Raw genomic sequence first — 13891 nt, 5'->3', positions numbered from 1 at the left:
AGATTCCCTCAAGGAGTCCTTCACCGACCTCACGGGTACGGGTGCCTGCCCGTCAGCCGATGCGGTAGCTGTAGGGCAGAGTCGCCAGCACCTCACCGGTTCCGACCTGCGGCAGGCCGGTCACGCCGGTCGGCAGCGACGGCACGGTCACGATGTTCAAGTGCCCGGCCACCTTCTGCCCGCGGTTGCCCGAGGGCGTGATCGTCACCAGGATCGTCGCGGTCTCGCCCGGCTTCACCAGCTTCGGCGTGCCGCCGGTGCCGTTCGGGTCTACCGACTGGCCGTAGGGGTCGCCGGTCGACGACGTCACCGAACCGTCGAAGCCCGCCGTCTGGATCGACGCCGTGTAGCTGGAATGCCCGGCAGGCGCGCCGTCCGGACCGAACGGGCCGATCTCCTGCACGTCGGCGAACCAGACGCCCTTGGTGACGTACCCGGTCTTCTCGCCGATCGTCGCCACCGACACCGTGCTGCCGTTCTGCGCGGACTTCAGGTCGCCGAGCACGTCGATGCCCGCCGCCGAGCCCTGGATTTCCGCCTGCGCGGGCACGGTCGAGGACGTCGCGACGGTGAACTTGCTCGTCTCCGGCGGAATCGAGTACACCGGCGCGTTCGCGTTCAGCTCCGGCAGGTCGACCTCGGTCGAACCCTGGATCGGCTGCGGCTGCAGCGTTTGCCGGGCGTTCGTGCGCGCGTCGACGCCGATCGCGATCGGCTCGATGCCGGTGTTGCGCACCGTCACCGGCACGGTCACCGCCTTGCCCGCCGCGAGCGACGCGGACTGCGGCAGCGCGGGTGCGCCTGCCGAGACCTGGTCGAAGCCGACGGTTCCGGTGAACGGCTGGTCGATCTGCTTGCCCGTCACCGGGTTCTGCACGACGAGCACCAGGTGCCAGCGGCCCGGCAGCGGGTTCGCGTCGACGAGCTGCAACCCGGTGCCCTGGCCCAGTGTCGTGGCCGAGGCGAGGAAGGCGTTGCTGTTCACGTCGGCGAGCTCGCCGTTCGGGTCGACCAGGACGCCGTCGAGCAGCGTGCCCGGATCCTGCAGCTTCACCGCGACGTCGAGGTCCCGCTTGCCGCGCGGCACGTCGAATTCGTAGGAGAAGGTCTGCGCGGGCGACACCGCGCGGGCGTTGCCGCCGGTGATCGTGCCGCTGAACGTGCCAGGGCCGTTCTTCGTCGGGATCAGCGCGCGCAGCACGGCCGACACTGTGCTCTGGTGTCCGTCGGAGCTGCCGAAGGTGATCGAGTAGTCCGCGTCGCCGCCGCTGGCCGGGGTCTGCAGCGCGACGTGCACCGGCTTCGTCTGACCGGGGTTGAGCTGCAGGATCTGCGGCGACACCTGGCCGTAGGGGACGGCCCGCTGCGCGGTGGTCGCCAGCTGGATGTCCCCGCTGTAACCAGTCTTGCCTGCCGCCGAGTAGAGCACCGCGGTCCACGTGCCCGCGGCCGGGCGCGTGACGTCCACGTTGGCGTAGTTCGCCGTCGCGGCCCCGCCCTGCGGACGGCTGTTGGCGACGAAAGTGCCGTCCGGCGCGAGCAGCGTCAGCCGCACCACCGGGGTGACGGACTGGCCGTTGACCGTCTTCGGGCTGCCCTGCCACGCCATCCGCGCCAGCAGCCGCTGCGCGCCGTTCGGCACGGAGAACGTGACCTTCTGGTAGGCCCAGTCCGTGCCGTTGAAGTACGGGAACGTCGGCAGCTTCGCCGAGTCGAACGAGGTGGTCTGCGTCTGCGTGCCCATCGGGGCGAACGTCCGCGTGCCGGTGCTGACTGTCAGCGGCTTGGCGCCCGAGTTGGTGACGTTCACCGACGCGTGCTGCGTGCTGCCCGGCGCGCCTTCCAGCGTCAGCTGGTCGGCCGACAGCGTGATGTTCGACGAGACGCCCGCCGGCGCCCCGGTCGAGCCCGGAGCGGTGAGCGCCGCTTCGACCGCCGCGCGGGCGTCGAGAAGGCCTGCGCCCTGCTCGTCGGCCGGGAGGTTGAGGTCGCGCGTGGTGCTGGTGATGATCTGCTTCACCTGTGCGGGGGACGGAGAGGTGCCGTGGTGCGAATTGCGGTAACTCTGGATCACCAGCGCGGCGACACCCGCGGTCAGCGGGGCGGCCTCACTGGTCCCGCCGAAGGATTCCAGGTCCGTTCCCTGCGGCACGGTCTTGAAGTCGCGGCATTCCGCGTACGCCGGAGCGCAGTCGGCCCAGTTGCCCTCGCCGGGTGCGACGAGGTCGATCGTGCGGCCGTTCTGCGTGATGCCGGACGAGGACAGCGCGGAGATGTTGTCGCTCACCCATTTCCCGTTGGAGAACGGGAAAGCCGCGTAGCCGGTCTGCGCGTACAGCCGGTTGTCGGTCGTCGCGCCGGCGGAGATCACCAGCGGGTCGGTGGCCGGGCTGCCGATCGTGGACGTGGTGCCCGCGTCGCCGCTGGAGGCGGTCACCGTGACGCCCGCGGCCACGGCCTGGTCGTTGAAGACCTGGAACAGGTTGCGGGAGCTGGAATCCGGGTACTGGTTGAGGCCGAGCGACTCGTTGAGCACGTCGACGTGGTCGACGGTCACCGCGTAGTCGATCGCCTGCAGCACCGCGGAGTTCGTGGCGGTCTTGCCGAAGACGTTCAGCCCGACCAGGCTCGCGCCCGGCGCGACGCCCTTGACGACGATGTTGCAGCCTGCGGGGAGCGGGTGCTTCTCGTTGACGAACTTCGACAGGTCGTGCACCACGACGCCCTGCGCGGCGATCGACGAAGCGTCGCCGAAGGCCTCGGCCCCGGCGTCGGTCGTGTTCGGACCGTCGCCGGAGAAGTCCTGGTAGTCCGAGAACACGTGGCTGCCGTCGGGACGGATGAAGTCCGCGTAGTTCGGGTCCATGTTGTCGGCGAGGAAGGCGACCTTCACGCCGGATCCGTTGGCCAGATCGGACGCGCTCTTGCCGCCGCTGGTGCTGTACGCGCGGATCGACGTCAGCGCTTCGGGCTCCAGCAACGGTTTCGCCGGGTCGGCCGGGCAGGTCGCGTTCGGCGTGGCCCGCGCGGCTGGTCCGCCTGCCTTCGGCGCGGCGGCCGGTGCGCCCGGTTTGGCGTCCGGCAGCGTCACCTTGCTGTCCGGCAGCACCTGCGCGACCGCCGGGTCGTGCGCGAGCTGTGCGGCCTGCGCGAGCGTGACGGTGGCGGAAAACGCGTTGCCCAGTGCGAAGTGCTTGACCTTGGCCGGTGCCGCGCCGGAGAGCTTGGCGAGCACCGAGTCCTGTTCTTGGGTGGCTTTGGCGCGGCGAGTGTCCGAGGCCGCCTTGGTGGGCGGCGCGCTGGGCAATTGGTCCGCGAGGACGACGATCACCGATTGCGGCGCGGTGTCCGCCGCGGCGGCCGGCGCGGCAGCCTGCGCCGGCTGGGTGGCCCCGGCCAGCACCAGACTGCCGGTCGCAGCCATGACCAGGGCGCGAACGGATCGCGAGGAACGCCCCATGTGCGGTTCCCACTTCCTGCTAGAAGGGTTCGTGAGTTACCGGCCCCGACGAAATCGGGCGCACTCGTGCCGCGCTCGATTTCCCGGCAGCAGAACTCTTTCCGACTCCCGCACGATCCACAAGCGACAATAGTGGGAAACAAATCCGGCAAACGGGACCGAATTTCCGCGCGGTCGCGCATTCGGTCCCGTTTGCCGGAATCGGGGTCAGTCCTGAGGCAGGTGCCGGCGCGAGTGCCGGGTCACCACAAGGGTTCCCGCGATCGCGACCACGGCGACGCAGCCGAGCAGCACCGGGTAGCCCGCTACTCCGTTCAGGGCGGCTAAAATTGACGGCAGGAGGAATCCGATGTACGCCAGCGCGTAGTACACGCCGGTGAGTTCCGCGATTTCGTCCGGCCGGGCGAGGCGTTGCAATTCCAGCAGCCCGGACACCACGACGATGCCGTAAGCGGCGCCCAGCACAATCGCCGCGCCGAGGGCGATCCAGGGCGATTCCCGCGCCGCGGCGAAGACGCTCAAGACGAGCCCGGCGCAGAGCACCGCCATCCCGGTGAGCACGGCCCGGGCGCTGGTGGCGCGGTCGACCCGCTTGGCGATCGGCTGAATCCCCACGCCCGCGCCGATCGCGCAGACAGTGAGCAAGGTGGAGTAGGCCAGCGCCCACGACCCGGTCCGGTGCTCGACGAGCTGCGGCAGGATCGCGTACGCCACGCCGCACGAACCGAAGATCCACGGCGCGGCAGGCAGGATCACCCGGCGGAACCGCGGATGCCGCGTGGTGGGGGGCACCGCGGCGCGGACCGAATCGGTCCGGGCAGCGAGCGTTTCCGGACTGCGCGTGACCGCGGCGAGCGAGACCAGCGCGAGTCCGATGTGGACCAGGTAGGGGAGGACCATCGGCCACGGCCCCCACTGCGCGAGCACTCCGGCGACGCCCGGGCCGATGCCGAGCCCGAGGGTCAGGCACAGTGCCGCGCGGCGGGTCCCGGTGTCGGCCGCACTGTGCGGGTCGGCGTCGGCGAGTTCCTTGATCCAGGTGGAGCCCACGGCCATCGCGACCGCGACCGCGATCCCGGAGAGGAACCGGCCTGCGGCGATCCACCCGGCGCCGGCCGGACCGAGCGCCAGCAGCACGCTCGCCAGCAACGACAACACGGCGCCGGCGAACATCACCGGACGGCGACCGTACCGATTGGACAGTCCGCCGGACAGCAGCAGCCCCGGCACGAGGCCGACGACGTAGGCGCCGAGCAGGGCGTCGACGGTGAACGCGGAGTAGCCCGCGGCGTGGTACATCACGAGCAGCGGGGTGAACTGGTTGCCGCCCCATCCGGCCGCGAACACCGCGGCGGCGGCCGGGAACCAGGCCGGGCGGGCGGTCGTTCCGGGTGTTTCAGGCAGGTGGGCGCGGTCAGCTGCAGTGGTCATCGACGGTGCACCGAATCCAGGTGTGCTCGCAGGGCCGGGGCGAAGGCAGCGGCCTTCGTCTCGGCCTCCGCGATGATGTTCAGGAGCTCTTCGTGCTCGTCGACGACCTGCGGCAGGCGGGCCGGGATCGGCGCGAGCGCGTGGACGTTCATCCGGCGCTGCCGGTCGGCGAGCGTCGTGTAAAAGCCGAGCAGCAGCGTATTGCCGCCCGCCTCGACGATCATGCGGTGAAACAGCGCGTCGGCTTCCGCGAACGCAGGCACGTCGCCCGCCTCCGCGTGCTGCCGTTGGGCGGCCAGCACCGCACGCAGCCGATCGAGCGCCGCCGGGATCAATTCCGGGCGACGGCCGAGCCGTTGTACCGCCGCGCTTTCGACGGCCTCGCGGGCTTCGAGCACGTCCTCGGCCTCGCCCGGGGTGATCGGCACGACGATCGCGCCGCGCTTCGGGATCAGGTTGAGCAGCCCCTCGACCTGCAGCCGCAGGAACGCCTCGCGCACCGGCGTCCGGCTCACTCCGAGCCGCTCGGCGATCTCGCCCTCGCTGAACAGGTGCCCGCCGGGCAGTTCGCCGGTGAGCACGAGTTCCTTGGTGAGCTCGTACGCGCGGTCGGCGGCGGGTTTCAACGCTTTCACGACTGAGACGCTAGCATGCATCCCATCTTGTATCTAAGCCGTTGTGACCTGCGGCTCAGCAGGTCTGTCGGTGCGCTGTGCCATGCTGCGGAAGTGCGATTGCTCCTTGATGCCCGCCCGACTGTCCAGCAAGCCGTCGATGCCGTCCGCGCCGCGCTGGCCGGCGGCCTCGACCCTGACCAGGACCCGCCCCGGTCCGTCGTGCCCGTGCCCACCGGGCAGTTCCTGCTCATGCCCGCGTTCTGGGACCGTTACGCCGGGGTCAAGGTCGCGTCCGTCGCGCCGGGCAACCCGGCCCGGGGCCTGCCGCGGATCCAAGGCCACTACCTGCTGATGGACGGCCCGACGCTCACGCCCATGGCGCTCCTGGACGGCGTCGCGCTCACCTCGGTGCGCACGGCGGCCGTCTCCGCGGTGGCAGCGGACCTGCTCGCCGTGCCGGATGCGGAACGGCTGGTGGTGTTCGGGACGGGTCCGCAGGCGCAGAGCCACATCGAAGCCCTCCGTGCCGTGCGGCCGGTGCGGGACGTGGTGGTCGTCGGCCGCAACCCGGAGCGTACGCAAGCTCTCGCCGCGCAGTACCCCTTCGCCCGGGCCGGCACTCCGGACGACGTTTCCGCAGCTGATCTGGTCGCCTGCTGCACCTCGTCGCGCGTCCCCGTGTTCGACGGCGCGAAAGTCCCCGAGCACGCCACCGTGGTCGCCGTCGGCTCGCACGAACCGGAGGCGCGGGAAGTCGACGATGTCCTTATCGGACGGTCCACAGTGGTCGTCGAAGGGATCGGCGCGGCTACTCGCGAGGCTGGAGATGTCGTGCTGGCAATAAAATCCGGGGTGCTCGCGGCGGATGATCTTGTCTCGCTCGCGGCACTGGCTCGGGGCTTCGCGGTGTCGCCGGGACCTCGGCTGTTCAAGAGCGTCGGGATGGCCTGGGAGGACCTGGTGGTCGCCGCGACCGCCTACGAAGCTGCCGAGTGACCGAAATTGTCGGCAGGTGCGGATAGCCTGGGGCCCTTCGACGGCGAGGGGAGACCGGGATGTCCGAGGAGCTGACCACCGCGGCGGAACTGTTCGACGCGATCGGCGCCGGGTACGAGGAAGCGTTCGGCCGTCGGCCGGTGGTCGACGCTGCCGTGCGGGAGCTGCTCGCGGTGCTGCCGCCGGCCGCGCGGGTCCTCGACATCGGCAGCGGAACCGGCCGCCCCGCCGCGGCAGATCTTGCCGCCGCCGGACATCGGGTGACGGGGATCGACGTGTCCGCGGAGATGGTGCGGATCGCCCGCGAACAGGTGCCCGAAGCCGAGTTCGTGCAAGCTGACCTGCGGGAATGGGAGTCGGAACCGGGAAGGTGGGCCGCCGTGTGCGCTTTCTTCGCGTTCCTGCAGCTGACCCGGCTCGAAACGGAGCGCGCGCTCGGCCGGATCGCGGACTGGCTGGCGCCGGGCGGAAGGTTCGCCCTGGTCACCGTGCCCGCCGACGTCGAGGATGTGCCGGTCGCCTTCCTGGGCCACTCGATCCGGGTGACCAGCTTCCCGGCGGACGCGCTGGCCGACCGGGTGCGCGCGGCCGGACTGGAGGTGACCGGAACCCGGGCGGAAGCGTTCGCACCGGGCAAACCGGGTGCGGAACCGGAGGAACACGTCCTGATCTCGGCCCGCAAACCCGGCTGAGCGAGCCGGGGAAACCGCGCCCTGGCCAGCGAATCGTGAAATAATTTCGGTGTTGCGCCGTGTCGCCGGAAACGGAGCGGCATTTTCGCGCTGTCCGGATGACTACGCCGGAAACTGTGCGGAAAATGCCACCCCGCCTCGCCCGGCGCGGTTGTCGCGCAATTGATGGCGGCGGCCGGATCGTACCGACCGCCGCCGTCAATTCGCACGGGCTTCCCGCGGCCGCGCGGTTCGCGAGGCTTTTCCCGGGTCGTGCGGTTCACGAGGTCTCCTGGGAAGGCGATTCGCGCGGGCTTCCCGCAGTTGCGCGGTTCGCGAGGCTTTCCGGGGTCGTGCGGTTCGCGAGGTCTCCTCGGGGAGGCGATTCGCACGGGCTTCCTGCGGCCGCGCGGTTCGCGAGGCTTTTCCCGGGGCCGCGCGGTTCACGAGGTCTCCTGGGAAGGCGATTCGCGCGGGCTTCCCGCAGTTGCGCGGTTCGCGAGGCTTTTCCCGGGGCCGCGCGGTTCGCAAGGTCTCCTCGGGGAGGCGATCCGCGCGGCCTTCCCGCGCAACGCGGGACCTCAGGCCGACGCGGCCCTCGCTACTGCTGGTTTCCCCACTGCTGCTCGCCCGGCTGGCCGCCCTGCTCGCCGCCGCCCTGCGGCTGGCCGCCCTGTTCCTGGCCGCCGCCGAAGTTCTCCTTCAGCTTGTCCGCGCCCTGGCGGATCTGGTCGCCGTGCTTGCCGCCCGTTTTGTCGTCGGCGAATTCGGCGGCCTTGTCGATGCCGTCGCCGACCTTGTCCTGGTTGTTGCCCGCGAATTCCTGAATCTTGTCCTTGGCCTGGTCGAAAAAGCTCATCGAAAACCCTCCTTGATCTGTTCGTGACCCATGGATACCAGCCGGGTACCCGAAGGGCGCGGCCGTGAGACGCCAGTCCCCGGTTCGGGTGAGGCTCGGCGCCGGTTCTGCCCGGGTCGGGCCACGGGTGGGTTACCCCACACGCCCGGGCCGGCGTCCGGCAGGCCGGTAGGGTCGCCGCCGCAAGGGGCGCCGGAGCCGAGGAGGACATGTGGCGGGACCGTTGAGCGGGCTGAAGGTCGTCGAGCTGGCCGGGATCGGGCCGGGGCCGCACGCGTGCATGGTGCTCGCCGACCTGGGCGCGGACGTCGTCCGGGTGGAACGGCCTTCCGGATCGCTCGACCTCAGCGGCGGCAAGCCGGACCCGCTGCTGCGCGGGCGCCGTTCGGTCGCCGCGGACCTCAAGACCCCCGAGGGCCGCGAACTCGTCCTGCGACTCGCGGCGAAGGCGGACGTGCTGGTCGAAGGCCTGCGCCCGGGCGTCGCCGAACGGCTCGGCGTCGGCCCGGACGACTGCTTCGCGGGCAATCCCCGCCTGGTGTACGGCCGGATGACCGGCTGGGGCCAGGACGGCCCGCTCGCCCAGCGCGCCGGGCACGACATCAACTACCTCGGCCTCACCGGCGTGCTGCACGCGATCGGCCGCGCGGGCGAACGTCCGGTGCCGCCGCTCAACCTGGTCGGCGACTTCGGCGGCGGGTCGATGTTCCTGATCGCGGGCGTGCTCGCGGCGGTGTGGGAGTGCGGCCGGACCGGGCGCGGCCAGGTCGTGGACGCGGCGATGGTCGACGGAGCGAACGTGCTGGCCCAGATGATGTGGGCGTTGCGCGGCCTGGGTTCCTGGTCCGACGAACGCGGCACGAATCTCCTCGACGGCGGCGCGCCGTTCTACGACACGTACGTCTGCGCGGACGGCCGGTACGTCGCCGTCGGTTCCCTGGAACCGCAGTTCTACGCGGCTCTCCTGAACGGTCTCGGCCTCGCCGCGGAAGACCTCCCGCCGCAACTGGACCGCGACGGCTGGCCCACCCTCCGCGCCGCCTTCACCCGGGCCTTCCTCAGCCGCACGCGCGACGAATGGGCCGAGGCCTTCGACGGCACCGACGCGTGCGTCACGCCGGTCCTCGCCCCCGACGAGGCTCCCCGGCACTCGCACATCGCCGCGCGGTCCGGCCTGGTCACGCTCGACGGCATCGTCCAGCCCGCTCCGGCACCGCGATTTTCGCGCAGCACAACGGATTTGCCGTCGCCGCCGCCGATGCCGGGCGCGGACACCGAGGCCGTCCTCGCCGACTGGGAGTCGTGAGTGTTCGTCCCGGTGAGAACCGGGACGAACACTCACGAGGACTTAAGCCGCACCGGCAGCGTCACATGCCCGTTGGTGATGAACGACGGCACCGGCTCCAGCTTCTCCTCGGTCACCGCCAGCGCCAAGTCCGGGAACCTCTCGAACAACGCCGGCAGGCCCAGCTCCGCCTCCGTCCGGGCGAGCTGCGCACCGAGGCAATAGTGCACGCCGTGGCCGAACGCGAGCGCTGATTTGTCCTCGCGGGCCAGGTCGAACTCGTGCGCGTCCGGACCGTGGTGGTCCTCGTCGCGTCCGGCGGGGCCGAAGGACGGAAGAATCGGGTCGCCCGCGCGGATGACCGTGCCCCCGATCTCGATGTCCTCTCGCGCGAACCGCAGCGGCAGGTGCGAAAGCGGGGCCTGCCAGCGCAAAGTCTCGTCCACGACGTCCGACCAGGTGCGTTTTCCGCCGAGGACCTGCCGCAGCTGCCCGGGATGAGTCAGCAGCGCGGTCACGGCCTGGTCGAGCAGGTTGACCGTCGTCTCGTGACCCGCGGTGATCACCAGGATCAGCGTGTCCGCCAGTTCCGCTTCGCTCAGCCGGGAGCCGTCGGAGTCACGCGCGGTGATCAGTGCGGTAGCGAGATCGTCGCCGGGCTCGGCGCGCCGCCGCGAGACGAGGTCGGCGAGGATTCCGTACAGCAGCTCGACGTTCGCGGTCGCTTCTTCCGCGGTCGCCGACGTCGCGAAGATCCCGGCCACCGCGGTGCGCAGGCCCGGCCGCGCTTGTTCGGGGACGCCGACCAGCCGGCAGATCACCTCGATCGGCAGCCGGTAGCAGTACTGCTCGCGCAGGTCGGTTTCCGGCGGTCCGGCGTCGAGGCCGGCGAGCAGGCCGTCGACGATCTCGGCGACCACCGGGCGCAGCGCGGCGATCCGGCCGGGCGAGAAAGCCTTGGACACCAGCGACCGCAGCCGCCGGTGCTCGTCGCCGTAGGCGGTGAACATGTTCTGCACCGAAACCCAGATGTGCAGCGGCCAGTCGGAGGAGATCTCGCCGTCCCGGTAGGCGGGCCAGTGCCGCCGGGCGTCCTTCGACACCCGCGGGTCGGCGAGCAGGGCGCGCAGCAGCGGCAGGCTGGTGACCGACCAGGCGAGCACTCCGCCCGGCAGTTCGACCACGGTCAGCGGTCCGCGGGCGCGAAGCCGGGCGCCCTCGCCGTGCACGTCCGGCGCCGCCGGGTCCAGCACGAAGGGGGTGACGGCGTGGTCCATGGGCGCTCCTCGCGGCCCGATAGTCCACAATGGACGGACGATGGGGGAGGTGTCCGTTGCGGCCGCCGGGTCCGCGGGAAGCGTAGCGCGGCTAAGGATCGTCCCGTCCGGCTTGAGGGGTGGTCCGGAGAAGGGGTTGACCTCAGCCGTCGGCGCGCTTGCGGTGCAGCGAGAACCGTTCGAACACCGACAGCTCGCCGGTCGGCTTGGCGACGTTGTAGTAGGTCACGTGCATGGTCGTCGTGCCGCCCGGACGGCGACCGGGATCCACTGTGAACGCGGCGAAACCGTAGGGGTGGTCGAGGTCGCGCACCGCGCTCCACACCGCTTTTTCGCGCACGTAGGTCGGTTTCCGCTTGCCCGTGGCCGGATCCCGCTTGTCCGCGACGGCGGTCAGCACCTTTCCGGTGCCGTCGGCGAAGAAGCTGCCGTTGGTGGTGCCGGAGACGCCGCCTCCGCCGAGAACCATGTGCACGGTGCCGTGCGTCGTGTCGATGTCGTCGGTCGCGTCGGAGACCGGGTTCGGCGTGAGCGTTTCGCTTTCCGCGACGACGCCGTGCACGGCGAGGGAGCGTTCGTAGTCGTGCTCGTGCCCGCAAAGCACCAGGTCGACGCCGTAGCGGTCGAACAGCGGACCGTACTTCTCGCGCAGGCCGAGGTCGGCGCCGTTCGCGTCGGACGTGCTGATCATGACCTGGTGCATCGCGACGACGATCCAGTCCACGTCGCGCGACGCCCGTGCCGCGGCGAGTTCCTTCTCCAGCCAGGCGAGCTGCCGCCCGCCGGAATAGCCGTTGACGTAGACGTCGCCGCCGTCTTGCAGGCAGTTGTCGTCGTTCTGCAGCACGACCACCCGGACCGAGCCGACGGTGAAGCCGTACCAGAGCCCGGCCAGTTCGGGATCGGTTTCGGTGGACGGCAGCTGGAAATACGCCTGGTAGGCGTCCATGCCGAGCGCGCCGTTGCTCTTCTCGATCTCGTGGTTGCCCGCGGCGGGCATCCACGGCCGGTACCGCGCCGAGCGGGCGTTGTTGGCGAAGAAGTTGTTCCAGGTGCGCACGCGGTCGACGTCGAGGTTGGCGTAGCAGAGGTCGCCGTTGAGCAGGTGGAACAGCGGCGCGACGGTCTCGATGCCGGTGACGATGTCCTTCGCGGCCGGCGTGGAGAAGAAGTCGAGCGCGGGCGCGCCCTTGAGGTCCCAGGTGACCTGCGGCGCGGACTGGTCGCCGAAGCTGGTGAAGGTGAACGCGGACCGCCCGCTGGGCGCGGTGCGGAACGTGCCCGCGTCGGGCGTCGCACCTTCGTGCTGGGCGATGTAGAGGTACTCGGTGTTCGGGCAGAGGCGGTTGATCTCGGCGTGGTGCACCCAGACTGTGCGGTTGGAAGCGCCGTCGAGGTAGGTGCGGGTGACCGCGGGCGCGTACGAACCGAAGCCGTCGTTGAGCGTGCCGTAGAGGACGCGGGGACGGCGGACCGGGCCGTCGGTGAGCCACGAAACCACCATCTGCCGCGCGGGATCTCGGCCGAACGTGAGGTGCAAACCCTGCACTGGTGTCGCGCCGCCGCCCGCGGTCGTCGCAAGGGGCGCGGCACTCGCCGTACCAGTGCCCAGCAGTGGTACGGCAGCGCTCGCGCCCATGAGGCCTAATGCTCCTCGACGGCTGACGGTGTTGGACATGACGGCCTCCTCCGGCTCCCAGGCGGAACCGAAGTTATGCTGGCCGCGGGGCTCGTCGATGAACGCTGGCTGTCCGGGACGTGAAGTGTCCCCGCGTGGAGTTCCGGTTCGTTCCCTTTGCCGGGAAAAGGTTCCCGGACTGTCCACAGTGGATTTTCGAGGCTTTCCCGGATCGATTCAGAACAGTTCTGCTAGCCTCCGGGGTGACGTGCGGCTCGCCGTGGTGCCGCGTTGCTGCCGGGGCGCTTCACGGAGCGTGCGCTGAGTGCTTCGGCTCGAACCTCCGAGGAGCGTTATGACAGGCATCGTCCGGGTCCGGGGCCGTGAGGTGCTCGACAGCCGGGGCAACCCGACGGTCGAGGTCGACGTGGTGCTGGCGGACGGGTCGGCGGGCCGCGCGGCGGTGCCGTCCGGGGCCTCCACCGGCACGCGCGAGGCCGTGGAGCTGCGGGACGGCGACGCGAAGCGGTTCCACGGCAAGGGCGTGCGCAAGGCGATCGACGCGGTGAACGGCGAGATCGCCGACGCCGTGGTCGGCATGGAGGCGGAGGCGCAGGCCGACGTCGACCGCGCGCTGATCGCCCTCGACGGCACCGGGAACAAGGCCCGCCTGGGCGCGAACGCGACGCTCGGGGTCTCGCTGGCGGTGGCGAAGGCGGCCGCCGCGGCGAACACGCTGCCGCTGTACCGCTACGTCGGCGGGGTGTACGCGCATCTGCTGCCGATGCCGATGATGAACATCGTCAACGGCGGCGCACACGCGGACAACCCGATCGACTTCCAGGAGTTCATGATCGGCCCGGTCGGCGCGGAGACGTTCGCCGAGGCCGTGCGGATGGGCTCGGAGGTGTTCCACACGCTGCGGAAATCGCTGCACGAAGCGGGACACAACACGAATGTCGGCGACGAAGGCGGGTTCGCGCCGCAGCTGGGGTCGGCCGACGAGGCACTCGAGTTCGTGGTCCGCGCGGTCGAGAAGTCCGGGTACGAGCCGGGCAAGGACATCGCGCTGCTGCTGGACCCGGCGGCGTCGGAGTTCTACCGCGACGGCGTCTACGACTACACCGGCGAGGGCCGCAAGCGCAGCGTCGAGGAGCACGTCGCGTACCTGACCGAGCTGACCGAGCGCTTCCCGATCGTGTCGATCGAGGACGGTCTGGCCCAGGACGACTACGCCGGCTGGAAGCAGCTGACCGACGGCATCGGCGACCGCGTGCAGCTTGTCGGCGACGACCTGTTCTGCACGAACGTCGAGATTCTGCGCGATGGCATCAAGCGCGGCATCGCCAACTCGATCCTCATCAAGGTCAACCAGATCGGCACCCTGACCGAGACCTTGTCCGCCGTCGACACCGCGCACAAGGCGGGCTACTCGGCGGTCATGTCGCACCGTTCGGGCGAGACCGAGGACACCACCATCGCCGACCTCGCGGTGGCGACCGGCTGTGGCCAGATCAAGACAGGTTCGCTGTCGCGGTCGGACCGCACGGCGAAGTACAACCAGCTGATCCGCATCGAGGAGGAGCTGGGCACCGAGGCTCGTTACGCGGGCTGGGACACCCTGCGCTGAACTTGTCTTTTCCGCGGCGGCCCGGGTTCTGGCCCGGGCCGCCTTTC

At 70.5% G+C, this 13891-nt stretch carries 10 protein-coding genes; 4 read left to right on the top strand and 6 right to left on the bottom strand.

Features of this window, described 5'->3' with window-relative positions; all coding sequences use genetic code 11:
• Positions 1 to 52: 52 nt before the first annotated feature.
• The 3 genes from BM362_RS39385 to BM362_RS39375 form a co-directional block, all read right to left on the bottom strand.
• Positions 53 to 3424, bottom strand: coding sequence for a S8 family serine peptidase (locus BM362_RS39385; protein ID WP_244287429.1), 3372 nt, complete (start codon positions 3422 to 3424; stop codon positions 53 to 55).
• Between the two features lie 243 nt (positions 3425 to 3667).
• Positions 3668 to 4891, bottom strand: a complete 1224-nt coding sequence (locus BM362_RS39380; RefSeq protein WP_093576604.1) for an MFS transporter — start codon at positions 4889 to 4891, stop codon at positions 3668 to 3670.
• Entirely contained in the window at positions 4888 to 5526 is a 639-nt protein-coding gene (locus BM362_RS39375; protein WP_093576603.1) for a GntR family transcriptional regulator, read from the bottom strand. The genes BM362_RS39380 and BM362_RS39375 overlap by 4 nt, the downstream gene beginning before the upstream one ends.
• A 93-nt stretch (positions 5527 to 5619) precedes the next feature.
• Here BM362_RS39375 and BM362_RS39370 point away from each other — a divergent pair, with 93 nt between their 5' ends.
• Complete coding sequence (locus tag BM362_RS39370; RefSeq protein WP_244287428.1) at positions 5620 to 6504, top strand: ornithine cyclodeaminase family protein; 885 nt, start codon at positions 5620 to 5622, stop codon at positions 6502 to 6504.
• A gap of 59 nt (positions 6505 to 6563) precedes the next feature.
• Complete coding sequence (locus BM362_RS39365) at positions 6564 to 7196, top strand: class I SAM-dependent DNA methyltransferase (protein WP_093576601.1); 633 nt, start codon at positions 6564 to 6566, stop codon at positions 7194 to 7196.
• Positions 7197 to 7776: 580 nt separating this feature from the next.
• Here the strand turns inward: BM362_RS39365 and BM362_RS39360 are convergent.
• On the bottom strand, positions 7777 to 8034 hold the full coding sequence (locus BM362_RS39360) for an antitoxin (protein ID WP_093576600.1): 258 nt from the start codon (positions 8032 to 8034) through the stop codon (positions 7777 to 7779).
• A 211-nt stretch (positions 8035 to 8245) separates the two neighbouring features.
• On the opposite strand from BM362_RS39360, the gene BM362_RS39355 reads away from it, so the two are divergent.
• A complete protein-coding gene (locus BM362_RS39355) occupies positions 8246 to 9340 on the top strand; it encodes a CaiB/BaiF CoA transferase family protein (protein ID WP_093576599.1) in 1095 nt (364 codons plus the stop codon).
• A 32-nt stretch (positions 9341 to 9372) separates the two neighbouring features.
• Here BM362_RS39355 and BM362_RS39350 read toward each other — a convergent pair whose 3' ends face one another.
• Both BM362_RS39350 and BM362_RS39345 read right to left on the bottom strand, forming a co-directional pair.
• A complete protein-coding gene (locus BM362_RS39350; RefSeq protein ID WP_198545459.1) occupies positions 9373 to 10596 on the bottom strand; it encodes a cytochrome P450 family protein in 1224 nt (407 codons plus the stop codon).
• 142 nt (positions 10597 to 10738) lie between these two features.
• Positions 10739 to 12274 carry a purple acid phosphatase family protein gene (locus BM362_RS39345; protein ID WP_093576598.1) on the bottom strand — a complete coding sequence of 512 codons (1536 nt, stop codon included), beginning with the start codon at positions 12272 to 12274 and terminating at the stop codon, positions 10739 to 10741.
• 295 nt (positions 12275 to 12569) lie between these two features.
• On the opposite strand from BM362_RS39345, the gene eno reads away from it, so the two are divergent.
• Complete coding sequence (gene eno / locus BM362_RS39340; RefSeq protein ID WP_093576597.1) at positions 12570 to 13844, top strand: phosphopyruvate hydratase; 1275 nt, start codon at positions 12570 to 12572, stop codon at positions 13842 to 13844.
• Positions 13845 to 13891 lie beyond the last annotated feature (47 nt).

This window comes from Amycolatopsis rubida (genome assembly GCF_900115345.1).
GTDB classification, from domain to species: Bacteria; Actinomycetota; Actinomycetes; order Mycobacteriales; family Pseudonocardiaceae; genus Amycolatopsis; species Amycolatopsis rubida.
This window is presented reverse-complemented; position numbering and strand designations above follow the sequence as displayed.